This is a genomic window from Paenibacillus nanensis, assembly GCF_003583765.1.
GTDB lineage: Bacteria > Bacillota > Bacilli > Paenibacillales > Paenibacillaceae > Pristimantibacillus > Pristimantibacillus nanensis.
Genome location: NZ_QXQA01000017.1, coordinates 34,907 through 59,836, shown reverse-complemented (window position 1 = coordinate 59,836; position 24,930 = coordinate 34,907). Strand labels below are relative to the sequence as shown.

Annotated in this window: 22 protein-coding genes; 18 read left to right on the top strand and 4 right to left on the bottom strand. The window is 55.0% G+C overall.

Features of this window, described 5'->3' with window-relative positions; all coding sequences use genetic code 11:
- Nucleotides 1-63: 63 nt before the first annotated feature.
- Both D3P08_RS22010 and D3P08_RS22005 read right to left on the bottom strand, forming a co-directional pair.
- The gene (locus D3P08_RS22010; protein ID WP_119602279.1) at nt 64-1,236 is read right to left on the bottom strand and encodes an FtsW/RodA/SpoVE family cell cycle protein; all 1,173 of its coding nucleotides are present in this window, start codon (nt 1,234-1,236) and stop codon (nt 64-66) included.
- A 15-nt stretch (nt 1,237-1,251) separates the two neighbouring features.
- Nucleotides 1,252-1,596 carry a YugN family protein gene (locus tag D3P08_RS22005; protein ID WP_119602278.1) on the bottom strand — a complete coding sequence of 115 codons (345 nt, stop codon included), beginning with the start codon at nt 1,594-1,596 and terminating at the stop codon, nt 1,252-1,254.
- A gap of 235 nt (nt 1,597-1,831) precedes the next feature.
- Between D3P08_RS22005 and D3P08_RS22000 the strand changes: the two genes are divergently transcribed.
- Complete coding sequence (locus tag D3P08_RS22000; RefSeq protein WP_119602277.1) at nt 1,832-3,019, top strand: M20 metallopeptidase family protein; 1,188 nt, start codon at nt 1,832-1,834, stop codon at nt 3,017-3,019.
- 32 nt (nt 3,020-3,051) lie between these two features.
- On the opposite strand, the gene D3P08_RS21995 is transcribed toward D3P08_RS22000, so the two are convergent.
- Nucleotides 3,052-3,903 carry a thermonuclease family protein gene (locus D3P08_RS21995; protein ID WP_162848568.1) on the bottom strand — a complete coding sequence of 284 codons (852 nt, stop codon included), beginning with the start codon at nt 3,901-3,903 and terminating at the stop codon, nt 3,052-3,054.
- A 170-nt stretch (nt 3,904-4,073) separates the two neighbouring features.
- Between D3P08_RS21995 and D3P08_RS21990 the strand changes: the two genes are divergently transcribed.
- The 7 genes from D3P08_RS21990 (at nt 4,074) to D3P08_RS21960 (ending at nt 11,270) form a co-directional block, all read left to right on the top strand.
- Nucleotides 4,074-5,777, top strand: coding sequence for a DNA repair helicase XPB (locus D3P08_RS21990; protein ID WP_338068736.1), 1,704 nt, complete (start codon nt 4,074-4,076; stop codon nt 5,775-5,777).
- A complete protein-coding gene (locus tag D3P08_RS21985) occupies nt 5,774-7,816 on the top strand; it encodes a helicase-associated domain-containing protein (RefSeq protein WP_119602275.1) in 2,043 nt (680 codons plus the stop codon). The genes D3P08_RS21990 and D3P08_RS21985 overlap by 4 nt, the downstream gene beginning before the upstream one ends.
- Nucleotides 7,817-7,890: 74 nt before the next feature.
- Entirely contained in the window at nt 7,891-8,379 is a 489-nt protein-coding gene (locus D3P08_RS21980) for a YlbF/YmcA family competence regulator (RefSeq protein ID WP_119602274.1), read from the top strand.
- A 49-nt stretch (nt 8,380-8,428) separates the two neighbouring features.
- Nucleotides 8,429-8,692 carry a YlbG family protein gene (locus tag D3P08_RS21975; protein ID WP_119602273.1) on the top strand — a complete coding sequence of 88 codons (264 nt, stop codon included), beginning with the start codon at nt 8,429-8,431 and terminating at the stop codon, nt 8,690-8,692.
- A gap of 213 nt (nt 8,693-8,905) precedes the next feature.
- Nucleotides 8,906-9,343: a hypothetical protein gene (locus tag D3P08_RS21970; RefSeq protein ID WP_119602272.1), complete on the top strand. Its 438-nt coding sequence runs from the start codon at nt 8,906-8,908 to the stop codon at nt 9,341-9,343.
- A 170-nt stretch (nt 9,344-9,513) separates the two neighbouring features.
- Nucleotides 9,514-10,425 carry a selenium metabolism-associated LysR family transcriptional regulator gene (locus D3P08_RS21965; protein WP_119602271.1) on the top strand — a complete coding sequence of 304 codons (912 nt, stop codon included), beginning with the start codon at nt 9,514-9,516 and terminating at the stop codon, nt 10,423-10,425.
- Nucleotides 10,416-11,270 (top strand): PHP domain-containing protein, encoded by an 855-nt coding sequence (locus D3P08_RS21960; RefSeq protein ID WP_119602270.1) that lies wholly within the window; start codon nt 10,416-10,418, stop codon nt 11,268-11,270. The genes D3P08_RS21965 and D3P08_RS21960 overlap by 10 nt, the downstream gene beginning before the upstream one ends.
- An 81-nt stretch (nt 11,271-11,351) precedes the next feature.
- Here the strand turns inward: D3P08_RS21960 and D3P08_RS21955 are convergent, their stop codons facing one another.
- The gene (locus D3P08_RS21955) at nt 11,352-13,100 is read right to left on the bottom strand and encodes an Rqc2 family fibronectin-binding protein (protein ID WP_119602269.1); all 1,749 of its coding nucleotides are present in this window, start codon (nt 13,098-13,100) and stop codon (nt 11,352-11,354) included.
- Nucleotides 13,101-13,255: 155 nt separating this feature from the next.
- On the opposite strand from D3P08_RS21955, the gene D3P08_RS21950 reads away from it, so the two are divergent.
- The 10 genes from D3P08_RS21950 to priA all read left to right on the top strand — a co-directional run bounded on the left by D3P08_RS21950 (nt 13,256) and on the right by priA (nt 24,896).
- On the top strand, nt 13,256-16,039 hold the full coding sequence (locus D3P08_RS21950) for a calcium-translocating P-type ATPase, SERCA-type (protein ID WP_119602268.1): 2,784 nt from the start codon (nt 13,256-13,258) through the stop codon (nt 16,037-16,039).
- Nucleotides 16,040-16,157: 118 nt separating this feature from the next.
- Nucleotides 16,158-16,988, top strand: a complete 831-nt coding sequence (gene dapF, locus D3P08_RS21945) for a diaminopimelate epimerase (RefSeq protein ID WP_119602267.1) — start codon at nt 16,158-16,160, stop codon at nt 16,986-16,988.
- Between the two features lie 9 nt (nt 16,989-16,997).
- Nucleotides 16,998-18,878, top strand: a complete 1,881-nt coding sequence (locus D3P08_RS21940; RefSeq protein ID WP_119602266.1) for a bifunctional homocysteine S-methyltransferase/methylenetetrahydrofolate reductase — start codon at nt 16,998-17,000, stop codon at nt 18,876-18,878.
- Nucleotides 18,879-19,076: 198 nt separating this feature from the next.
- The gene (remA, locus tag D3P08_RS21935; RefSeq protein WP_005548256.1) at nt 19,077-19,337 is read left to right on the top strand and encodes an extracellular matrix/biofilm regulator RemA; all 261 of its coding nucleotides are present in this window, start codon (nt 19,077-19,079) and stop codon (nt 19,335-19,337) included.
- Nucleotides 19,338-19,356: 19 nt separating this feature from the next.
- Nucleotides 19,357-19,968 (top strand): guanylate kinase, encoded by a 612-nt coding sequence (gmk, locus tag D3P08_RS21930; protein WP_119602265.1) that lies wholly within the window; start codon nt 19,357-19,359, stop codon nt 19,966-19,968.
- 16 nt (nt 19,969-19,984) lie between these two features.
- Entirely contained in the window at nt 19,985-20,194 is a 210-nt protein-coding gene (rpoZ, locus tag D3P08_RS21925; protein ID WP_119602264.1) for a DNA-directed RNA polymerase subunit omega, read from the top strand.
- 78 nt (nt 20,195-20,272) lie between these two features.
- On the top strand, nt 20,273-20,455 hold the full coding sequence (locus D3P08_RS21920) for a hypothetical protein (protein WP_119602263.1): 183 nt from the start codon (nt 20,273-20,275) through the stop codon (nt 20,453-20,455).
- Nucleotides 20,456-20,625: 170 nt separating this feature from the next.
- The gene (locus D3P08_RS21915) at nt 20,626-21,150 is read left to right on the top strand and encodes a YfiT family bacillithiol transferase (RefSeq protein WP_119602262.1); all 525 of its coding nucleotides are present in this window, start codon (nt 20,626-20,628) and stop codon (nt 21,148-21,150) included.
- 48 nt (nt 21,151-21,198) lie between these two features.
- Nucleotides 21,199-22,419 (top strand): bifunctional phosphopantothenoylcysteine decarboxylase/phosphopantothenate--cysteine ligase CoaBC, encoded by a 1,221-nt coding sequence (gene coaBC, locus D3P08_RS21910; RefSeq protein WP_119602261.1) that lies wholly within the window; start codon nt 21,199-21,201, stop codon nt 22,417-22,419.
- Nucleotides 22,416-24,896, top strand: a complete 2,481-nt coding sequence (gene priA / locus D3P08_RS21905; protein ID WP_119602260.1) for a primosomal protein N' — start codon at nt 22,416-22,418, stop codon at nt 24,894-24,896. The genes coaBC and priA overlap by 4 nt, the downstream gene beginning before the upstream one ends.
- Nucleotides 24,897-24,930 lie beyond the last annotated feature (34 nt).

Genomic DNA, 24,930 nt, shown 5'->3' with positions numbered 1-24,930 from the left:
CTACAAAGAGATGCACATGAAAAATACGGCATTTCTCCAAAGGGAGAGATGCCGTATTTTAATTTAATGGCGGTTTTTCGAGTTTTTGGGCTTGTCCGTCCGGTTGTACTCCCTAGATAAGCTAAGTAAGATGCCCATACACATTAAGCAGACAAGAATCGAGGAACCGCCGTAGCTGACGAAGGGCAGCGTTACACCGGTTAACGGAATGGCGCCGGTGACGCCCCCGATGTTAATAAAGGTCTGCATCGCGAACAATCCGACGATTCCAGTGCCGACGACCGTTCCGTAAATATCTGGACAGCGCAGAGCAACGATTAGTCCGCGCCACAGGAACAAGAGTAAAAACACCAAAAAAATAAAACAGCCGATAAATCCTAATTCCTCGGCAATGATCGCAAAAATAAAATCATTGTACGGATAGTCAAGATAATGCAGCTTCTGTACGCTTCCGCCGAAGCCGGCGCCGGTCAACCCGCCATGACTCAATGCTTGGAGGGAGGAGACCAGCTGATAGGAGCTTTCCCGGAAATTGCCGATTGGGTCCATGAATGCGGTAAACCTAGCAATCCGATACTGCCAGGACGTCGGATTGATTGCCATGGATATGGAGACAACAACCGCTACGAAAACCGACAGCCCCGCACCCGTCACAAACACTTGCTTCAAATTAGCGCCGCCGGCTACTATCATCACTATTGCGCAAGTGACCAGCACGAGACAGGAGCCCAGATCCGGCTGGAGCATAATGAGTCCGCACAGAAAGCCTACGATAATGACGACCGGCACAAGCCCTCTTTTGAAGTCCCGGAACTTTTCGCCTTTCTTCGTTATAAGCGCTCCCAAGTAAAGAATCATGGCCAGCTTTGCCGGCTCCGTAGGCTGAATACCTAACGAGCCGATACCGAACCAGCTTCGCGCGCCGTTGATTTCTTCGCTGGTGAACGGCACCAGGATGAGCATAATAAGTACGGGAATAAAGAAAAGCATAAATCCCTTTTTAAACACGTGATAGCGGATATTCATGATGATGAACATGCCGAATATCCCAAGACAAGCAAAAATCACTTGGCGCTTTGTGAAGTAAAAAGAGTCATTCCCAAACTGTGGGGAAACAGCCGCTACACCTGAGCTGGCGCTGAATACCATGACGATTCCGAAGCCGACGAGCAGAAGCGTCATGATCAGGAGCAGAAAGTCCGGCCGTCCCCGACTGCCGTTCTCCGAGGCTTTCATATGGGCCTCGCTTCGTTAGACAAGCTGTTGCTTCAGCTGCTCAAGCCGTTGCGTAGCCGTTTCCATAATATGTTTCGGAATCGGTGATTCGTAATCAAGGCCATGAGGGAAAGTAGCTCGCCCGATGTATACAGCTTCGATGTTAAGCACCGCATGCGGGTTCTCCAGCTTGCCTTCGACCGCTCGGGTATTGATGCGGAGGAAATATTCGCTGCCGCTCGTGCGGTCAGTCAGCTTCAAATCATATGTAGCGCGATAATATTCCCACTGCCAGCGCACGAATCCAAGCTTCTCGCCCGCGTCGTCCAAGTGGTGAAGTTCGCTTTGAACACCGATTAATCCGGAGTTTTCAATAATCATTTCAGTTCCTCCCAAATTCACAAGACATAGTTGTACATTCTTTACTCATGATAGTATGTTTCCCCAGTCTGCGCAAGCCTTACTCCTGATGGTCAACGCATAGTTCGTGACATTTTTAAGAACGTTTCAGTGGCTAGCCTATATTGTTTCTTGCACTTCCATTACGGCTGACGCATCTGCTAAACTAAACAAAACAGGCTTTATCACTACATGGCAAGATAGGAGGTTTTGCGAGATGCGGCTGGAAACCATAGCTGAACAATGGCTTCGTGATCGTTACCCGGACATGGTCCGCTGGCGCAGATATCTCCACCAATACCCAGAGCTCTCTTTTCAAGAGGAGAAAACTTCCCGCTGGATTGGCGACAAATTGCTTGAAATGGGCTGCGAGATAAAAACGGGAGTAGGCGGCAATGGGATAATCGCAACGATTCAGGGAAAGCTTCCTGGGCCGGTCGTTGCGCTGAGGGCAGATATTGACGCGCTTCCGATTCAAGACGAGAAGACATGCGAATATGCATCCAAAGTGCCCGGCGTTATGCATGCTTGCGGCCATGACGGGCATACTGCCGCATTGCTTGCTGTCGCGGACTTCTACAACGCCAATAAGGACAAGATAGCCGGAGAACGCAGGCTGCTGTTCCAGCCGGCGGAAGAGGTTACGCCCGGGGGCGCGATTCGGATGGTCGAGGAAGGCGCGCTGGACGGCGCCGACGTCATTTATGGCGTGCATCTATGGTCGCCAATTCCGTATGGATACGCTTCTTCCAAGGCGGGGGATTTCATGAGCGCGGCGGACGAATTCGTGATTGATATCGAAGGAAAGGGCGGCCACGGGGGGCTTCCTCATAACGCGGTTGACGCTGTGATGGTTGGGGCCGCGCTTGTGCAAGGCGTACAGACGATTGTCAGCCGAAGCGTCAATCCGCTGCATCCGGCTGTCGTCACGATCGGATCTTTCCAAGCGGGGACGACGAATAATATAATCGCGGAGCGATGCCAGCTTAAGGGGACGGTGCGGGCATTTGACGAAACGACCCGGTTTATGATTCATGATAAGCTGGAAGCGTTTGTCCGTCATACTTGCGAAATGCATGGAGCGTCGTATTCCTACCATATGCGCGTAGGGTACCCGCCTGTAGTCAACGATGCGGCGGAGGCATCGAGATTTTTCGCCGTAGCGGAAGCCTTATTCGGCCCTGAAGGTGTCATTGAGGCGGAACCGATTACCGTCGCGGAGGATTTCTCTTACTACTTGCAGAAGAAGCCGGGCTGCTTCATGTTTGTCGGAGCAGGCAATCCGGACTGCGGAGCGGTCTACTCCCATCATCACCCGAAGTTCGACATCGACGAACGGGCAATGGAGAAATCGGCCAGCCTTCTTATCGGACTGGCGGAGCATTACGCGAGGCAGCATAGCTAAAAAATGAGCTTGCGCTTTGGAGCGGGAGGACGTTATTTGTCCTCCCACAAAGCGACAAGCTCACTTTTTTCATTATAGAGTTCTGCGGGATCGGATTCTTGATTATTCCATACATTATCGATTTCCCATTCCAGATGTAAGGCGCCATTGGCGGTTACTTCCGCTTGGCTTGAAGTAATATACAGCTTGCCTTGTCCGGGCAGCTCGACGGAATCGAACGTATACGTCTGGTTGCCTCGCACGCTGACGAGCTTCCAGTCATCCATATCGATGGATTCATACGTTGTATTCGTAATCGTAACGACCTCTTTAACCTTATTGACCTCCATCTCGATGCCGATCTGCAGCGCTTTCCGTTCGGGCATCTCCGTCTGGCTTGTTTCGTGACCGGAGCTCCACAGTCCCGCTCCGTCCTGCTTCGCCTTTTGCTCCAGCTGTTTGTATACGTTTTCCATTTTGACGTTAGGTTCGATAATTAATACCTTCGCAAGCCCTTCCTGAAGCAGCAGCTCGTTTAAAATTCGCCCGTCCTTCAGCTCTACGACGGCAAGCGTTCGGTCGTAGCTGTCCTTCAATTCCTTATCAAAGGTCAGTTTAACCTCCTCCGATTGCTTCAGGAGCTCCTCGGTAAACGCGGAAGCTTCCGGCCCGTAAGGCTCAACCGGCGTATTGGGCTTCTTGGTTTCTGGCGTATCGACATATAGCAAGCGGATCGTAACGTCCTGTTCGCCCGCTTTTATTTTGAAAGTATCGCCGTCTACATAACCCGATACCGGATACCAAGTGTCCGGCTTGACGTTAGGGGCGGCGGGTATGGTCACAGAAGAACATCCTGTAAGCGCAATGGAGAGCGTAAGAAAGAATAACCATAATACACGTTTCATAGAAGTAAGGCCTCCAGCCCGTAATAGAAGTTTCTTCATTTATATCCTTATCTACTATACCACATTTTTAAGCGAATAATCGAAAAGGATGTCTAACAAGGGGATAAAATGACTGCAAATCTTTCATACTGAGGGGTAAGAATGCCCTTGGAAGGAAAGGAAGTGCTGAAGTGAATCCCGATGGAACCATGATCGTGCAAGCCGATCTCACCGTCCTTTTGGACGAGAAGCATCCTGCCTCGACAGAAGCTCGCGAGCAGCTGCTGGCTTTTGCGGAGGCGACCAAACGAGCAGGATCCATGCATACGTACCGGATAACCCCCATGACCCTTTGGCAAGCATTAGGCGCAGGGTGGAGCGGGGAGGATGTGATCGCCTTTTTGAAAAAAAATGCCCGGTACTCATTGCCGCTGCAGGCGGAAGCGTCTGTTCGAATCTGGTCAAGCCGGTATGGAAAGCTTCGGTTAGCGGCGGAAGGCGATGCTCTTCTGTTATGCGGGGATCCGGACACTCTGCAATCGATTCAAGATAAAGATTTCATCCGCGGGTGGGTCGTATCGATCCGGACGGAATCGGAGTGGGAGATTCGGCCAGATTGCCGCGGTTCGCTGAAGCTGGAGCTGGCAAGACTCGGTTATCCGGTAATGGATCACGCGGGATACCATGCCGGAGAAGCGTTGCAGGTGCAGTTGAGAGAGCAAACAAGAAGCGGAGCGGTCTTTTCGTTAAGAGATTACCAGAAGCAAGCTGTGGAGCAATTCACGAAGGACGGGACCGCGCAAGGGGGCAGCGGCGTTGTTGTGCTTCCATGCGGTACGGGCAAAACCATCGTAGGGGTCGCTGCGCTTGCTTCGATTGGAGCAGCGACATTAATCTTAACCTCCAGCCGTACGTCAGCCCAGCAATGGCGCGATGAGCTGCTCGATAAGACAACGTTGTCGGAGGCCGAAGTCGGACTTTACAGCGGCCGGTCGAAGGAAGTCAAACCGGTAACGATCGCCACCTATCAGCTGCTGACGTACCGCAAGTCGAAGCTGGATGATTTCAAGCATATGGGATTGTTCAATGAGCGGGATTGGGGCCTTATTATTTATGATGAAGTGCATCTGCTGCCGGCGCCCGTCTTTAGGATGACGGCAACCATTCAGGCAACGCGCAGATTAGGTTTGACCGCAACATTAGTGCGTGAGGATGGCTGCGCGGAGGATGTCTATTCGCTGATCGGACCGAAGCAATACGACATGCATTGGAAGAGGGCGGAGGAAGGCTCTTATATCGCTTCCGTCAGCTGTGCAGAAATTCGGGTTCCGCTTCCGGCATCCCATGAACATACGTATACGAGTGCTTCTGCGCGGGCTAAGCTGCGAATCGCGGCGGAAAATCCGAACAAGCTTCCCGTTGTGCGGCATTTGCTTCAGAAGCATAAGGGGAAGCCGGCGCTGGTTATCGGACAATATTTGAAGCAGCTGAAGGAAGCGGCAAGCGAGCTGGACGCGCCGCTGCTGACGGGAGAGACGCCGCATGAAGAGCGTCTTCGGTTGTACGATGCGTTCCGGTCAGGCATTCACCCCGTATTGGTCGTCTCCAAGGTTGCGAATCTCGCGATCGATCTGCCGGATGCCGCGCTCGCTATTCAGCTGTCCGGCAGCTTCGGTTCCAGGCAAGAGGAAGCGCAGCGCGTCGGCCGTCTGCTAAGGCCGAAGCCGGGCAGCAACGAAGCGTGGTTCTATACTTTGGTAACCGAAGGGACGAAAGAAACCGAATTTGCGCTGAAGAGGCAAATGTTTATGCTGGAGCAAGGTTACGGTTACACGCAGCTGGAAGCGCCAGCAGAGGATGAGAACGAATTCGCCAAGGAGGCGATAAGCGGATGAAGATGCTTCAGCTTATGGAGAAGCTGCCGCCCGAGCGGTTCGGTTTGTTTATGGAATCGCCGATTTGGCGGGACGCTGCAGAGAAGGGGCTGCTATGGCAGGATGCGATGGTTGACCCTGTCGCTGTCAAGGAAGCCGCTAGGCGGATGTCTTCTTATGCGCAACAGTCGCTCCGCGCGATGCTGCGTCAGTTTGGAGCGGAGCCGGCGGCAGAGGATCGGCTGCTGCAGGCATTGCGGGAGCGCACCAGCATGGCTGGTGCGGAATGCCGAATTGGTCTAAGGCAATTGGAGTCGGCGGGAATCTTATTTGCCGTTCGTAAAATGTGGGGAGAGCTTCTTTATTTTATACCGGTCGATTCCTTCTTGCCTTGGCAGCAGGCGTTATTCCCGTGCCGGCTTGAGGAGAAGAACGGAATCGTGAATCCGATAACCGATGCTTCTGGAGCGTTTGTAGGCGTGATGGAGCCGTTCGGCAGAAGGAAGCTGTATGCTTTAGCCGCGCTTCTGAAAACCGACGCCTCCTTTACAGCGAAAGGCGTTTTGCCCAAAAAAACAATACAAAAGCTCGATGCGGCTTTGCGATTCCAGGAATCGAAGCTGAGAGCTTTCCCTATCAATTGGGCGCATAGCGAGCATTATTCGGCAGCGGTCGCGCTGTTCCTTTCCGCTTCCGGCGCAGCTGGTTTTTTGAGAAAGGAAGAAGGACGGCTCTTGCCGGACGAAGCCCCGCTTCAGGATTGGCTCGCATTGCCGGACGAGCAGCGGGAACGCGGGCTTCTGCAATGGCTTCTTCTTTATCTGCTGCGCGCTTCGGGTCGGGAGGCGCATATTGCAGGGGCGCTGCTAAGCGCAGGGAAGGAAAAGTGGTACTCGATTCAGGATGCCGAATCCTTATGCGCCCCGCTTGTTGGATCGAACGGCTCACTCCAAGCCGATCAAACGTTGACCATAAACAGGCGGCTTATGCGATGGATCGACTTGTTCCATGAATTAGGCTGGATGGAGCTTGCCGAGCTGCAGGAAGGCCGGGAGCGGTGGATGGTGTTCCGCTGGAGAAGCTTCCCTGCCGAGATGCGGACGGACGGTTTAATTGTTCAGCCGAACGGCGAAATTATTACGCCGCCGGATTGCGGTCATGCTGTGCGCTGGGAGCTTGAAACGATAGCGGAACGCCAAACGGATCAGGAGCCCGTGATGTACCGGATCACCTCTGCAAGCATCGCTGCTGCCCTTGAACAAGGACGCTCAAGGGACCGCATTGTACGTTTCCTGAAGCAGGCAGGCGGTGGAGAGGCTTTGCCGTCTCCGGTGGAGGCTATGCTGATGGAATGGACAAGAAAAGCTTGCCGCTTCGCATTCGATCAGGTTTCGCTGCTTCGCTGCGATTCCGTGGAGATGGCGGAGCACGCGCTTCAGCTGCCGGAGCTTGCGCCGCTGCTGCTTCAGCGTTTGGGCGACAAAGATTTTATTGTGGACAGCCGGGCAATTAGCGATATCCGAAGCATGCTGCAGAAATCGGGCTACCCGCCGCGCAAAGCAATCGGAACATCAGCGGAAGGGGCTGCGCCCCCGTATCCCGAAATTTCTGTGCCTCAGCCTGTTCGCGATCTGAAGGACACGGACTCCGACGCTGTCGCATCAAGGTTCTTTAGCCTAAAGGATGACGGCGGCAGCTGGCTGTATGAACCGTCATCCCTGCACCATTTTGAACTGGTAGCGGAGGAGCAGGCAGCCCGCCCCGTTGAGCTGTTACCGGGTATCGAAAGCGTGCCGTCGGCATGGTGGCGGCAGCTTCGCAGCTACCACGCATCAACTCGGAAGGAATTGATGCAGCAGGCGGTGATGCTGGAGACGGCCGTTCAGCTGCGGGTCAATGGCGAGCTGCTGTCCTTTGTTCCCGAGCAAGTGGAGCAAAGAGGCAATGAGTGGGCTGTAACGGGAAGGCTGATCGCCGGGGAAATGCCGGAGAGGAGCAGGCTCACGCCTGATATGTGGGAGGAGATGAAGCTGCTCTTGCCCGAAGGGATTACCACCTAGCACTCTCTATCTATTGGCGAGTCGGATATGATATGATATTGTAGTAAGCAAGCGAATAGGAAAGAGGTGGATCAATGCCTGTAGCCGAACAATGGACGGCTTCAACGACGTATGAGGATGGCGGCCGATCTTCGCTCGATATGGGATCGCTGCTTCTGTCCGCTTATGAGCTGGGAGACTGGATTAATCAATCGGCCGAAGTGGCCGAATATTTATATTGGAAGTCGGTAGTAAGCGAGAGCGAAGAGGTGAAGCAGCTGCAAGCGCAGTTCGCTAAGGCCAAGGAGCTGTTCGAGGAATGTCAGCGCTTCGGCCGTTTCCATCCGAACTACCATGAAGCCAAGGACAAGGTCAAGCAAATTGAGAAGCAGCTGGCGGAGATCGAATGCGTCAGCAAGTTCAAGGCTTCCGAGCAAGCCGTTGACGATATGCTGTACGAGGTTTCCCGCTTGATTGCCGAGTCTGTCTCCGACACGATCAAAGTGCCTGGCAACGAACGAAGCTTAGGAGGCTGCGGCAGCGGGGGCTCATGCGGTTGCGGCAGCGGAGGCTGCGGAGGTTAAGTCCTGCTTATCGAGGGGCAGGCGATGCGAGCTGGAAGGGGAGCGGCAGATGATACCGGATCGAACGGGATTTATAGTGTGGGTAAGCGATTTGAAAGCGGCCAGATCGCTCGAACGGTTTGGAACCGTCCATTATATGTCGAGAAAGCTGCATTACGTGGTATTGTATATGAATGCCGAAAGGGTCGACGAATCTTTACGGCAGATGAGCCGGTTATCGTACGTGCGCAAAGTGGAACGATCCTACCGCACAGAGATTCCAACCGAATACAGTAAAGACAGTGAGGATAAAACGAGGTTTTACAGCCTGTAATCCGATTGTTTACATGTAAAGCTAACGCCTTCAAGCGCTTGTACGCGCTTGAAGGCGTTTTGTTTATCGGCCGATATTTTATTGATACAAATAACATTTTTTTACATATATGGCCTGTAATTAATTTATTGTTGAAAAATCGGACAATCGTGGTAGAATGAGATTAACATATAGGATAAAAGACCTGCTTCTTCGGGAGGAGTTGGCTGCGATATGAAGGATAAAATGACGAGAAGATGGAGTACATATGAGTCGTTTTATGTAGAACTGGGCGACAAAAAGGTTGTTGATGTCATCATCACCAAACATGCCAAAAGCCGCTGGCTCGACCGAGTCGAAAGCGAAAAGACCGGGTTTGAAGATATCGCCGAATACTTGTGGGACTGCTTGAAAAAAGGACGAGTCGAGCCCTACTACCGGAATGAGCAGGATGTCTACCTCATTGATGAGGACCTTGTTTTCGTAGCGGAGTTCGCGGATTCTTTGACCGAGACGGATTTGCTGGGTAATCCCCTGCAAAAAATGATCATCGTCACCTTCCTGGGGAGAATGTCGGAAACGATTGAGCTGAGAGATTTGAAATCCTATTATTCTTGGCTTAGGCATTCCAGAAGAATGACGCTTGTGAAGAGCAGCAGGAAGCGTAAATAAGCGATCAATGCACTTATTCTTTACTTCGGGATAATAACTACTAGCGGTAACGCAGCCTAATGGGCTGCGTTTTTTAATTTGAATGATAGGTCTTTTGGACTACATTTTTTTTTTATAATAGCGCAAGCGGTTTGTAGTATAATACCTGTTATAGAAAGGACGGGTCGAGGATGGCGCTTAATTTTCATCAATTACATATCTTTTATACCGTTGCGGAGAAAGGCAGCTTCTCTGCAGCCGCTCAAGCTCTTCATATGACGCAGCCTGCGGTTACGATGCAGGTGCAATCGCTGGAGGATTATTTCGGCACTAAGCTGCTTCAGCGGTCTACGAAACGTATTGATCTGACGGAGGCGGGCAGGGCTCTAATGCCGTACGCCAAAAGCAGCATCGACTTGATTCGCGACACCGACCAGGCTATGTCCGCCTTCACGAAGCAGTTGAAGGGACGACTGCAGCTGGGCTCGAGCCTTACAATCGGCGAATATATATTGCCGAGGCTGCTCGGGCCGTTCGGACAAGAATATCCGCATATTACAATCAGCATGAAAGTGATGAATACGGCCCAAATTATGGAGGAGATTCTGAATCATCAATTGAATTTCGGACTGATCGAAGCGCCGGTTAACCACCCTGACATGCATATGGAAGCGGTCATGAGCGACGAGCTTATGCTGGTTGTTCCGAAGGATCATCCGCTGGCTGGGAAGTCCTCGGTCACGATCGACGAAGCGATGCGGTACGCTTTTGTTCTAAGGGAGCAGGGCTCCGGCACGCGGCTCGTTATGGAAGAGCAGCTCAAGAAGAAAAAAATCGATCCGGCATCGATGAACGTCGTCATGGAGCTCGGAAGCACGGGCGCGGTAAAATCGGCGGTAGAGGCGGGGCTCGGCATTTCGTTTTTGTCTTCGTCTTCCGTCAAGCATGAGGTTGCGCTCGGATTAATTAAGCTGGTCAAAATATCGGATATCAAGTTCAAACGGCAATTTTATTCGATTTATCTGAAATCGGCTCTGCTTCCGATTTCCGCCGTAACGTTTCTCACTTTCTTAAGAGAAAGGGATCTTCAGCAATGGTTATAACAACGGGAAGAGTGGACCTGCATACGCATTCAACCGCATCGGATGGCCTGCATGCGCCTGCTGAGGTGGTGCAAAAAGCAAAGCAAGCGGGACTTGCGGCCGTCGCGTTAACGGACCATGACACGGTAAGCGGTGTCGCAGAGGCGATGGACGAAGGAGATCGGATCGGCATCATCGTCGTGCCCGGCGTGGAGCTCAGTACGGTCGCTGACGGAATCGACATTCATGTGCTCGCGTACTACACGGATAATCAAGACGAGCTGTGGCTCGAACGGCTTGCCGGTATCGCAGGAGCAAGAGAGAGGCGGAACGAGCTGATCTTGGATAAGCTGCAGCGGCTTGGTATCGGCATATCGATGGAAGATGTGCGTTCGGCAGCCGCCGGCAAAGGAAAAGGCGGCAGCATCGGACGCCCGCACTTCGCGGAAGCCCTTATTCGAAAGGGCGTCGTGAGCAGCATGAACGAAGCGTTCGAGCGCTTCCTGGGGGCAGGCGCGGCGGCGTATGTCAGGGTTCCCCGCGTCCATCCTCTTGAAGCGATAGAGTGGATCCGCGAAGCGGGCGGCGTCAGCGTCATCGCGCATCCCGGCTTGTACGGACGCGACGAGCTTGTGGAGGAGCTGGTGCGCGGAGGGGCGACGGGGATCGAGACGATTCATTCCGACCATGGCGAAGACGAGGAACGCCGTTACGGCTTGCTTGCGCAGCGATTCGGATTAATCGAGACAGGCGGCTCCGATTTTCATGGCGAACGGGGCGGCGAAACCTTTCACGGCGCCGTCGGCAGCAAATATGCGGATCTGTCCGTTGTCGATCAGCTTCGGCAAGCCGCTCGCGGAAGGTAGCTTGTACTGAAGATGATATAGAAATGGCAGTGCCAAGGAATAACATCCTGAGCACTGCCATTTTTTGTTCATTTTCGGTTCTTATTTGGTAACCGAAGGAAGCGATTTGATGCGCTCTAAGTCCGGCGTAATAAACAATGTTTTCTGATGGTCATAGATTACGAAGCCGGGCTTCGCCCCGCTTGGCTTTCGCACATGACGGATGAACGTATAGTCGACCGGCACCATACTGGATTCCTTCGCTTGGCTGTAATACGCCGCAAGCATGGCGGCCTCCTCAAGCGTCGCATTGCCGAAATCGCCGCCGCGAATGACGACGTGAGAGCCGGGGATGTCCTTTGTGTGCAGCCAAGTGTCGGAAGGCGAGGCGAGCCGGTTCGTTAAATATTCGTTTTGCGTATTGTTTTTGCCGACGTAGATGGAGACGTTCTCGGATGACGTATAGCAAAGCAAAGCGGGATTAGCCGGCTTTTTACGTTTAGGGCCGCGCGACTTTCGTTCGCGCAGGTAGCCTTGCTGCACGAGCTCCTCCCGGATCTCCTCGATATCCGACAGCGAGGCGTTGTTCAGCTGCTGGAGCAGCGTCTCGAAGTACGTAATCTCCGCGCGGGCAAGCTCCATCTGCTCCGCGACAACCGCTAAGCTGTTCCGGTGCTTCGTGTAACGCCGGAAGTAGCGCTGCGCGTTCTCGGACGGCGTGAGCTGCGGATCCAGCTGGATTTTGACGGGCGCCTGCTCTTCGTCATAGAAGTTGATAAGCTCGATCGATTCGTCCCCTCGGTTCATTTGATGCATATAAGCTGTAAGCAGCTCCCCGAGCACCCTGTATTTCTCCGCGTCCTTCGCTTCCTCCAGCGTCTCTTCGAGCTTTTTGATTTTCGCCTCGTTTTTCGATTTTTCGTTCTGGACAAAACGGATCAGATCCGACGCGCGTTGTTTGACCGTGTCGCGCTCGGCCTTGTCGCCGTAGAACGCCTCGAGGCATTCGCTGACCGATTCGAATCGCTGGGCGGCTCCATGCAGGTGAGTCAGCTCGGTGACCGAGAAGCTGGCTTTGCCGGTATCCGGCTCGGCGACGATATTCGGCTCGTATTCGTTCTTCTCCACAAGCGATATCAATGCGCGGAAGCTTTGCCATAGCGATGACAGATCCGCAGCGCCAGCCTCAGACTTGGCCCGGTGTACAATTTCTTTGGCCAGCAGCGGGCTGAAGCCGCTGAACGCGTTAACCAGCCCTTTATGCCATAGGGCAGGCTCATCTCCCATAGCTTTGATAACGAGGTCCCTAAACTCGTCTTCGCTCCGGATTGCAAGCGGGTCGGATTTCCCTTGATCGGGCGGCGCGGTATAAGCGGTGCCCGGCATGACGATCCGGTAGCTGCTGATCGCGGGGGTGACGTGATGAATCCCGTCATGAATCGTGCCGGACGCCGAATCGATCAAAATAATGTTGCTGTGGCGCCCCATAATTTCGATGACGATCGTTTTGAAGCTAATATCGCCCAGCTCGTCCCGCTGCCGGACATCAATATGTAGAATCCGCTCTCTTCCGACTTGGCGGACCGCCTCGATCACGCCGCCCTCGCAATGCTTGCGGAGCAGCATGCAGAACATAGGCGCTTCCAGCGGGTTAACATAGGTCGCGTTCGTCAGATGCGCTCTCGGATAGGTCGGGTTAGCGGATAACAGCAGCTTGCCGGAAACGCCGCTGCCCCGGACGGAAAGGACAAGATCATGCTCGGTCGGCTGATGAATTTTATGAATGCGAGCGCCGACGCAGCGCTGCAGTTCCGCTGCGACCGCTCGTACGACGATTCCGTCTAATGCCATGGTGGTTGTACCTCACTTTTATGCAGGATGACTCTATCATGCCATACTCGGGACAAAAACTTAAGTGCCGCTGGGATATTTTATAGTCTGTCCGAATAGATTTAGCGTAGAAGGGCTGTCCGCTGGAACGGCAACCAACGGGAGGGAGTCATGGAATGGAACAAATGAAATGGCATCAAATGGACAAGGAGGGGCTGCTGCAGACGCTAGGCAGCTCTGTCGAGAACGGGCTGAATCCGTCCGCTGCTGCGGACCGGCTTGAGAAGCAGGGGCACAACGAGCTGTCCGAGGGCGAAAGAATTTCCCCGATTTTGCTTTTCCTTAACCAGTTCAAAGATTTTATGGTGCTCATCCTCATGGGCGCGACCTTAATATCGGGGCTGCTGGGCGAATATTTGGACGCAGTTACCATTATTGCGATTATCGTCCTTAACGCCGTGCTGGGCTTTATGCAGGAGTTTCGCGCGGAAAAGTCGCTGCGGGCGCTGAAGGAGCTGTCGGCGCCGTCGGCTAAGGTTGTGCGCGGCGGCGAGCTAATGACGGTTCCGGCCAGAGATTTGGTGCCGGGCGATTTGGTCTATCTGGAAAGCGGGGACCGCGTGCCCGCCGATCTCAGATTCATTGAAGCAAGCAGCTGTTATGTCGAGGAGTCGGCGCTTACAGGCGAATCCGTGCCGGTCGGCAAGCACGCGGCCGTCATCGACGAGCCGGAGCTGCCTCTAGGCGATCAGCGGAATATGGGCTTTATGGGAACGATGGTTACACGCGGCACGGCAAAAGGAGTTGTCATCCGAACCGGAATGGCGACTGAAATGGGGAAAATCGCGGGGCTGATCCAGGAGACGGAGTCGATGGAGACGCCGCTGCAGCATCGGCTTGAGCAGCTTGGGAAGTTACTCATTGTAGTGGCGCTCGGCCTTACGGTCATGGTCGTGGTTGCGGGCATTTTGCACGGACAGCCAGCGTACGGCATGTTCCTCGCCGGGGTGAGCTTGGCGGTGGCGGCGATACCGGAAGGGCTGCCGGCTATTGTAACGATCGCGCTCGCGCTGGGCGTCCAGCGTATGATCAAACGCAAGGCGATCGTCCGCAAGCTGCCGTCAGTCGAGACGCTCGGCTGCGCATCCGTCATCTGCTCGGACAAAACAGGAACGCTCACGCAGAATAAAATGACGGTCACGCATGTATGGCTGGGCGGGAGACGGCTTGAAGTGACCGGAGAAGGCTATGATCCGACAGGTGCGATCTACGAAGACGGCAAGCCGCTCGACATTAAGCATGACCAGGCGATAAAACGGCTGCTGCAGATCAGCGCGCTGTGCAACAACGCTCAGCTGGTGTGTACGGAAGACGCGGATACGAAGCGCAGCAAGCGGAAGGAGACGCAGCCGGAATGGGAGCTCAAAGGCGACCCGACCGAAGGAGCGCTAGCCGTGCTGGCGACTAAGCTCGGGTCATCGGCGAAGTCGCTGGAGCCGCTCTACCAGCGCGTGAAGGAATTCCCGTTCGATTCCGAACGGAAGCGGATGTCGGTGCTGCTCGCTCATCAAGGCGGACGCCTCCTGTTTACGAAGGGCGCGCCGGATATGCTGATGGAGCAGTGCGACTATGTGCTCTGGGACGGCAAAGTGATGCCGTTCACGGGAACGCTGAAACGCAAATGCGCCGAAGCGGGCGAGCAGATGGCGCAATCCGCGCTGCGCGTGCTGGGCTTCGCGTACCGCGATTTACGAGCGAACGACCGCTGCGAATCGGAGGAAGAAGCGGAAAGCGGGCTTGTATTCGTCGGCCTGGCCGGCATGATCGATCCGCCGAGACGCGAAGTGAAGGATGCGATCGCCACTTGCCGCAGAGCAGGCATCAAAACCGTCATGATTACGGGCGACCACCTGCTCACGGCGGAAGCGATTGCGGCGCAGCTGGGCATTATGCCGCGCGGAGGCATCGCGATGAGCGGCAAGCAGCTCGAAGCGATGGATGACGAACAGCTCGATAAGCATGTCGATAACACTTACGTTTATGCGCGCGTTTCGCCTGAGCATAAGCTTCGGATCGTCAAAGCGTTGCAAAGAAGAGGCCATGTCGTTGCCATGACGGGCGACGGGGTGAACGACGCGCCGGCGATTAAAGCGGCGGATATCGGCATCTCGATGGGGATCACGGGGACGGATGTTTCGAAGGAAGCATCGGCGCTTGTGCTTAGCGACGACAACTTCTCGACGATTGTGGCGGCAATCGAGGAAGGCAGAGGCATCTATGAGAACATCCGGAAGTTCATCCGTTACCTGCTCGCCTCCAATGTCGGCGAAATATTAGTGATGTTCCTTGCGATGATGGCGGGCCTGCCGCTTCCTCTGGTGCCTATACAAATCTTGTGGGTCAACCTCGTCACGGATGGCCTGCCGGCGATGGCGCTGGGCGTCGATCAGGCGGAAAGCGATCTGATGCAGCAGAAGCCGAGACCGGCCAAAGAAAATATTTTTGCCAGACGTCTGGGCTGGAAAATCATTAGCCGCGGCGTGCTGATCGGCGTCTGTACGCTCGGCGCCTTCTGGATCGCGCTGCGGGAGGGCGGCGACGATCCGCAAGCTCTTGTCCATGCGCAGACGGTCGCATTTGCGACGCTCGTTATGGCGCAGCTGATCCATGTGTTTGATTGCCGGAGCTCGCGCTCCATCTTCCACCGCAATCCGCTGCAGAACAAATATTTGGTGCTGGCGGTGTTGTCCTCGCTTCTGCTGATGGTCGGCGTCCTGTACATCGAAGCGCTGCAGCCGATTTTCAAAACGGTTCCGCTCGGTTTCCGGGATTGGTGCCTCGTGTTCGTAGCGGCGGGTATTCCAACGTTCGTGATGGGGATCGGAAGCGTGCTCGGCAAGTCGAAAAAATCGAAAGCGAAGCCGAAGTTTCCGCTTGGACCGCAAACCGTTGCCCGCTAACGCAAAAATGCAAATGATGTTGCAATTTATGAATAGCGTTTCTCCTTGCGATGCGGTATGCTAATAGGAACAATGCTAGATTTGCATACAATGGACTGGTACAAGGAGAGAGCAATAGATGAACTTCACGAAAATGCATGGACTTGGCAATGACTTCATCGTAGTGGCGGGAGAGCAGGCGCTTCCGGATAACGCGTCCGAGCTGGCGGTCCAGCTGTGCAACCGGTTTTTCGGCATCGGCGCCGACGGCTTGGTGTACATACTCCCTTCCGAGAAGGCGGATTTCCGTATGCGGATTATTAATTCCGACGGCTCGGAAGCGGAGCAATGCGGCAACGCCATACGCTGCGTAGCCAAATACGTTTACGATAACGGCATGACGAATCAGGAAGAAATTACGGTTGAGACGCTCGGCGCGGGCGTGCAAAAGGTGCAGCTCAAGGCAGAAGGCGGCAAAGTGCAAACGGTGCGCGTCGATATGGGCCAGCCGATTCTGAACGGGCTTCAAGTGCCGACGACAGTTGACGCAGAGCGCGTTATCGAGCATCCGATTGAGGTAGACGGCCGCGAGTTTACGTTTACGGCCGTTTCGATGGGCAATCCGCACTGCGTCATTTATGTGGACGACGCGGCGTCATTCGATCTGGAAACTTGGGGACCGAAGCTGGAGACGCATCCGATGTTCCCTCGTAAAATAAATGTAGAGTTCGTAACCGTCAATTCGCGGAATCAAGCCGACATGCGGGTGTGGGAGCGCGGCGCCGGCCCTACGCTTGCATGCGGAACGGGCGCATGCGCGACGCTTGTCGCATCGGTGCTGACAGGCGCGACCGACCGTACGGCTACGATCTCCCTCAAAGGCGGCGATCTGCTGATCGAGTGGAACGAGGCGGACAATCACGTTTACATGACGGGGCCGGCTGCGGAAGTATTCCGCGGCGTGTTGTAGGTGACGCGTATGGGAGATGCAGCACAACATACAAGACCGAACTTGCGGGAGGCGCTTGCGGAGCGCATCCTCGTCGGCGACGGAGCAATGGGAACCTATCTGTACCAGATGGGGTTCCCTGTCGGCGTTTCTTACGAAGAATTCAATGTAATCAGACCTGATGTGATCGAAAGCGTGCACCGCCAGTATTATGAAGCGGGAGCCCGTCTGATCGAGACGAATACATTCTCCGCCAATCTGGAGAAGCTGTCGAAGTACGGCCTGGAGAACGCGATGGAGGCGATCAACCGCGAAGGCGTGCGCATCGCCCGCCGCGCTGTCGGCGACGACGCATACGTGGTCGGCGCGATCGGCTCGATTCGAGACGGAAAGCTGAAAAATGTGCGCACAGCAAGAGTCATCGACGCTTACGAGCGCCAGATGAAGGCGCTGATTGAGGAAGGCGTGGACGGGCTGCTGCTGGAGACGTTCTATGATCTGGCGGAAATGAAGCTGGCTCTGCGCATTGCGCGCGAGCTGACGGATATCCCGGTTATTTGCCAATTCGCGGTTGAGGATGTCGGCCGCACGCAGGACGGCGCTTCCCTCGCCGATGCGTTCGCCGAGCTTCAAGCGCTCGGCGCGGACGTCGTCGGCTTCAATTGCCGCAGCGGACCGAACGGCATCATGCGGGCGATCGATTCGATCCAAGGGCCGGTATCGCTGCCTTTATCCGTCTTCCCGAACGCAGGGATCCCGGATTATGTGGACGGCAAATATACGTATTCCGCAGGACCGGATTATTTTGCGGAATGCGCGCGCAGATTCGCGGACCGCGGCGCAAGGATTATCGGCGGCTGCTGCGGCACAACGCCGGAGCATGTGGCCGCGATGGCTGCCTCCATTGCGGATTATGTGCCGCAGCCTGGCGCGGCGGAAGCGGCGAAACGCCAGGCTTCGGTTGTCCGTGAAAGCGCCGTGAAGCCGGCGGAGAGCCGGATGGTTACCGAGCACCGCGAGCCGACGATCGTTGATCTGGCGAAGCAGCGCCATACGGTTATCGTCGAGCTGGATCCGCCGCGCGATTTGGACATCCGCAAGTTTATGGAGGGCGCGAAAGCGTTGAAGGACGTGAAGGCGGACGCCATTACGATGGCGGACAACTCGCTGGCCGTTACGCGGATGAGCAACCTTGCGCTGGCTGCCTTGCTGCAGGACCGCATCGACATTCGGCCGCTTGTTCATATTGCCTGCCGCGACCGGAATTTGATCGGCACGCAGTCTCATATGATGGGCCTTGACGCGCTCGGCATCGATCACGTGCTTGCCGTTACCGGCGACCCCGCGAGGTTCGGCGATTTGCCGGATTCAAGCTCGGTCTACGACTTGACATCCTTTGAGATGATCCGGATGATTAAGCAGCTCAACGAAGGCACCGCGTTTTCCGGCAAGCCTTTGAAGCAGAAAGCCAAATTTGTTGTCGGCGCCGCGTTTAACCCGAACGTTAAGCATTTGGACAAGGCCGTGCAGCGGCTGGAGAAAAAAATCGCGTCCGGCGCCGATTATATTATGACGCAGCCGGTTTACGATCCGGCGCTGATCGAACGGATCGCGGAATCGACGAAGCATTTGGACGTTCCGATTTTTATCGGCATTATGCCGCTTGCGAACGGGCGGAACGCGGAGTATCTTCATAACGAAGTGCCGGGCATTCAGCTCTCCGATGAGGTTCGCGGACGGATGGCCGGTTTGGAAGGAGAAGCGGGGCGCGCAGAGGGCGTTCGCATCGCGCAAGAGCTGCTTGACACAGCGCTCCAGCATTTTAACGGCATTTATCTCATAACACCGTTCATGTTCTACGATATGGCCGTCCAATTGACGCAATATGTATGGGAAAAGACAGGCCGTTAAAGCAATTTGCAGCCGTTGCATATACAAAAAATCAACTTTTGCTTGTTCCAAATGGAGAAATCCTTTAGAATAAGGCATAAGTTGGAGCATACGTATGCTCTCGCATTTTTTCGTCAACAATAGAGCAATGGTCTGTCGTTTTTTGGAATTTGACAGCCACTTGCGCATCGATGGATCGTAGGCGGAGGGGGACCTGGCTTGGCTATTAAGCTCATCAATATCGGATTCGGGAACATTGTGTCTGCGAATCGTATCATCTCGATCGTAAGTCCGGAATCGGCTCCGATTAAACGTATTATACAGGAAGCGCGCGACCGCCACATGCTGATAGACGCGACTTACGGACGACGTACTCGCGCAGTTATTATTACGGACAGCGATCATGTTATTTTATCAGCGGTTCAGCCGGAGACGGTTGCCCATCGTTTATCTACGAAAGATGACGATAACGACGAATAGTACGGGGAGTTAGGAACAAATGGGATTGTTGATTGTTTTGTCCGGACCAGCCGGAGTGGGAAAAGGAACGGTATGCTCGGCGCTGCGCAGCCGGATGCCGGAGATTGTTTATTCCGTATCGGCCACAACCAGGCAGCCGAGGCAGGGCGAAGTAGATGGGGTTAACTATTTTTTTAAGACGCGGGAGCAGTTCCAGGAAATGATCGCGCGCGACGCGCTGCTGGAGCATGCGGAATACGTAGGCAATTATTACGGGACGCCGCGCGACTTCGTGGATCGCACGCTGGCAAGCGGAAAAGACGTGATTCTGGAAATCGAGGTGCAGGGCGCGCTGAAGGTGAAAGAGAAATTTCCGGAAGCGATCTTTATTTTCCTGCTGCCGCCATCGCTTGACGTGCTCAAGGAACGCATCACGGGCCGAGGCACCGAAACTGCGGATGTCATCGACACGCGCATGAACGTAGCCGTTGAGGAGATGAATTTGCTCCGCCATTATGATTATGCCGTTATTAATGATGAAATAGATGCGGCTTGCGACCGGATCCGAAGCATCGTGATCGCCGAGCACTGCCGTAGAGAACGCTTCATGCCTTACGTAACGGGAATGAAGACTGCAATCGAGAAAGCTTGAGTGAGGAGAATGTCCAATGTTGTATCCATCCATTGATGAAATGGTGAAAAAGGTAGACAGCAAGTATACGCTTGTCGTCGCCGCTTCCAGAAGAGCCCGCATGCTGCGCAACGGAGATAAATCGGAGCTTACGAGCCCGCGTTCCCACAAGTATGTTGGCGTTGCGCTGGAGGAAATTTACGGCGACCTGATCCAAGTCGAGACGGTTGGGAATAAGGAAGAATAACCGAAATAGCAGACACGCAAGGGGTGCAGCTGGCGACAGTATGCGCCTCTTTTTTCTTCATAGACAGGAGGGTATGAGATGGATCCGTTCATTCTCGCTATCGTCATATGGGTATTAACGTTATTGCTGTTAGGACTGATTATTCGGGGGGCAATTGATTCTTCCAACATGTCAAAAAAGGTGGACGCGCTTGCCGCCGAGGTCCGTCAGCTCCGGAAAGTGATCAAGGAAAACAAACATATAATCGATAAAAAAGTGTAGTGCGAATCTACTGTTAAAAGTATCTCCTGACATCCGCAACGGTTCAAAGAATTCAAATTGCGGGATCAAGTACGAATGTGTTACCTGCTACTTTTTCCCTCGCTATATGATATGATAAGAAGAGAACGCTTCCGCAGTTGCGACCACAAAACTTTGGAGGAGGTAATCCAATGGATCAATTGCGTTATCCGGTTGGCACGTATACGTTTGAAGGAATGACGGCTGCGCAGCAGGACAAGTGGATTCGCGAGGTAGCGGAGCTGCCGGGACAGCTGAGGTCGGCTATTGAAGGTCTGACGGACGAACAGCTTGACACGCCATATCGGACGGGTGGCTGGACGGTTAGGCAGGTTGTGCATCATCTCGCTGATGCGGCGATGAACTGTTACACGCGGTTTAAGCTGGCGCTTACGGAATCGAATCCAACGGTGAAGCCCTTTGATGAAGAGGGCTGGGCTGGAACGGCCGATTCGCTTGACGCGCCTCCGGGGCTTAGCCTGATGATCGTTGACGGCGTCTATGCGCGCTGGGAGCTTCTGCTGCGGTCCATGCAGCGGGCGGATTTTGAGAAGCAATTTTATCATCCCGGGATGGGGAAGCAGCTGAAGCTGTCTTATTTCCTAGGATTTGTGGCGTGGCACGGACGGCATCACGTCGCGCATATTACAAGCTTGAGAGAACGAATGAATTGGTAAGCACTGTCCGCCGCGAAAGCGGCGGAAGACGGAATAGGAGTTGGCAGCATGGCAAGTTTGGCAGGTAAAAATATTGTATTAGGCATAACCGGCGGGATTGCCGCTTATAAAGGGGCGGCGCTCTGCAGCAAGCTTGTGCAGGCTGGAGCGGAGGTGCATGTGGTCATTACCGAATCCGCAGCCAAGTTTATTACCCCGCTCACGCTGCAGACGTTGTCCCGTCATCCTGTACATATCGACACGTTTGACGAACGCGATCCTTCTGTCGTTACCCATATTCATCTGGCGGACCACGCGGATCTCATCGTGGTTGCTCCCGCAACCGCGAATGCGATCGCGAAGCTGGCGAACGGGCATGCCGACGATATGCTCAGCACGACGCTGCTGGCCGCGACATGTCCGATTATTATTGCGCCTGCAATGAACGTACATATGTATGAGCATCCGGCAGTTGTCGAGAATATGGAGCGGCTGGCGCGGCGCGGCGCGATGTTTGTCGAGCCGGGCACAGGGCAGCTTGCTTGCGGCTATGTAGCGAAAGGCAGGCTTGCCGAGCCGGAGGATATTGTGGCGTCGATCCAAAATTGGTTTGCCGAAAGCGGCAGGCTGAAAGGAAAACGTGTGCTTGTTACGGCCGGAGGGACGATGGAGCGGCTCGACCCGGTTCGTTTTCTTACGAATGATTCCTCAGGCAAAATGGGGTTTGCTATCGCTGAAGCGGCAATGCGGATGGGGGCGGACGTTACCTTAGTTGCAGGTCGGACGACCGAGCAGCCTCCCGCCGGCGTGCGCGTCATACACGTGGCATCCGCGGCGGATATGCTCGAAGCCGTCATGAAGGATTTCGATGAGATGGATATCGTCGTCAAATCGGCCGCAGTCGCGGATTACCGTCCCGTCATCGTCCATGAGCAGAAGATGAAGAAAACAGGAGAGCGCCTTGTGCTTGAGCTGGAGCGAACGACGGATATTTTGGCGACGCTAGGCGAACGCAAGACGCGTCAATTTCTTGTCGGCTTTGCGGCGGAGACGCAGCAAGTCGCGCATTATGCGATGGATAAGCTGAGACGCAAAAACTGCGATCTTATCGTTGCAAACGACGTCAGCCAAGAGGGTGTCGGATTCAACGGGGATACCAACGCCGTAGAAGTGTACGGGCCGGACGGACTTATCGTCTCGCTGCCGCTCATGTCCAAACGCGAGATGGCGAGCCGCCTGATGGAGCTGATCGCCGTTCGGCTTGCAGCTGCCGGAGGGAACCCTGCATGATAGCCAAAGTGATTGTCGACGTGCCGAGCCGCCAGACGGATCGGCCTTTTGATTATGAAGTGCCTTACGAAATGCAGGAATGGCTGGAATTGGGAAGCCGTGTCGGCGTTCCGTTCGGAGGACGCGTGCTTCAAGGGTTTGTGATCGATCTTACGGAATCGGCATCCGTCGACCGGACTCGCCTCAAGCCGATCGCCGAGCTGCTGGATCCTGTGCCGCCGCTGCTGCCGGATATGATTGAGCTGTCCAGATGGATGAGCGACAAATATTGCTGCTCCTGGACGCAAGCGCTGCAGGCGATGATCCCCGCCGCGCTGAAGGGAAAGGAAGAGCGCCAGATCGGATTAGGCGAGCCGGACGAGGAGTACGGGCTGCCTGCCGAGCTGAAGGAGTGGATCGCGAATAGCGGTGGTCTTGTGAAGCTGGATGCGCTCATCGCCAAATATCCTCAGCACCTGAAGGCTGTCAAGCATGCTTTGGCGAAAGGGACGCTAACTCAGCAATCGTCGATTAAGGACAGGCTCGCCGTGCGGAAGGTGCTTACGGTATTTTTGCCGGAATCGCGTTTGCCTCTCGAGCATGCGCTCGAGCAAGTGCCGGCTAGAGCGGCCAAGCAGCGTGAAGCGTTACAATGGATGTACGGCCGGGAAGAGCCGATCGCGCTGCAGGAGCTGGCTCAGCAAACGGGCGTCTCAAGCGCAAGCATCAAGCCGCTTGTGGAGAAGGGACTGCTTGAGCTTCGCGAAGTGGAGAAGGAGCGCGATCCATATGCGCACCGTCAGTTCACCCGGACAAGCCCGCTTCCCCTCACCGAAGGGCAGCGGGAGGTATTCGGACGTATTGCCGAAGCGCTTGACGCTAGGCAGGGCCGGACGATGCTGCTGCACGGCGTAACGGGCAGCGGCAAAACGGAAGTCTATCTGCAATCGATCCAATATTGCCTGGATCAGGGGAGGCAAGCGATTGTGCTTGTGCCGGAAATCTCGCTTACTCCGCAGATGGTCGAGCGGTTCAAAGGCAGATTCGGCGACGCCGTCGCAGTGCTGCACAGCCGGTTGTCGAGCGGCGAACGTTTCGATGAATGGCGCAAGATCCGAAGCAAAAAGGCGCAGGTCGCGATCGGCGCCCGTTCGGCTATTTTTGCGCCGTTTGAGCAGATTGGCCTTATCATTATTGATGAAGAGCATGAGTCTTCGTATAAGCAAGAGGAAAGTCCGAAATATCACGCGAGAGATGTCGCGGTGCGCCGGGCGAAGCAGCATGGAGCGGCCGTCGTGTTAGGCTCGGCGACTCCGTCGCTCGAGTCGTTCGCCGCGGCGAGCCGCCCGGCGGCAAATCCGGGAGCCTCCGCGCTCCTTCCGATGCCTTACCGCGTCGGAGGAAGACCGATGCCGCCGGTCGAGGTCGTCGACATGCGCGAGGAGCTTCGCGCGGGCAACCGCTCCATGTTCAGCCGGCAGCTGCACGCCGCGCTGCAGGAACGGCTGGAGCGCGGCGAGCAATCGGTGCTGCTGCTTAACCGGCGGGGTTATTCGACGTTTGTAATGTGCCGCTCCTGCGGCCATACCGCCGCTTGTCCCCACTGCGATATATCGCTGACGTTTCATCAGAAATCCCGAGTGCTGCGCTGCCACTATTGCGGTCATGCGGAAGGAGCGCCTGCTGAATGTCCAGAGTGCGGAAGCGAGCATATCCGCTATTTCGGCACGGGCACGCAGCGCGTGGAGGAAGAGCTCGCCAAGCTGTTTCCCGGCATCCGGGTCATTCGGATGGATGTGGACACAACGAGCGAGAAGCATGCCCATGAGAAGCTGCTGAAGCAATTTGGCGACAGGCAGGCCGATGTGCTCCTTGGCACGCAAATGGTTGCCAAAGGGCTTGACTTCCCATATGTTACGTTAGTAGGCGTAATCGCCGCCGATACCTCGCTGCATCTGCCGGACTTCCGCGCGGCGGAGAAGACGTTCCAGCTGCTCACGCAAGTCGCGGGACGGGCAGGGCGGCATGAGCTGGAGGGCGAGGTCGTGATCCAGACGTACACGCCGGAGCACTATGCGATTACGACCGCTCAGACGCATGATTACGCGGCGTTCGTCAGCGAGGAGCTGCGCCATCGTTCCGTTATGGGCTATCCGCCGTATTGCAGGCTGGTGCTCGTGACGATGTCGCATGAGCAGCTGCCGCTGCTGTCCACCGTCAGCGAACGCTTTGCGGCGGAGCTGAGGGAGCTGGCGGAGCATGAAGGCGTGCTGGCGCCGCTTGGCAGCGGGCTGCCAAGGGCGCTCGAGGTGCTGGGGCCCGTCGCTTCGCCGATCGCAAGAATGAAAGATCGCTACCGTTTTCAATGTGTGATAAAATATCGGGGAAGCATTGACGCATCCGCTATAGTCCGGCGCGCGCTCCAGCCGTTCACGGAAGGGCCGCAGCAGAAAGGAATCGGGTTCAGCGTCGATGTCGATCCGCAAGTTATTTTATAATGATCCGATAGATTGGGAGTAAAGGAAGGGAACA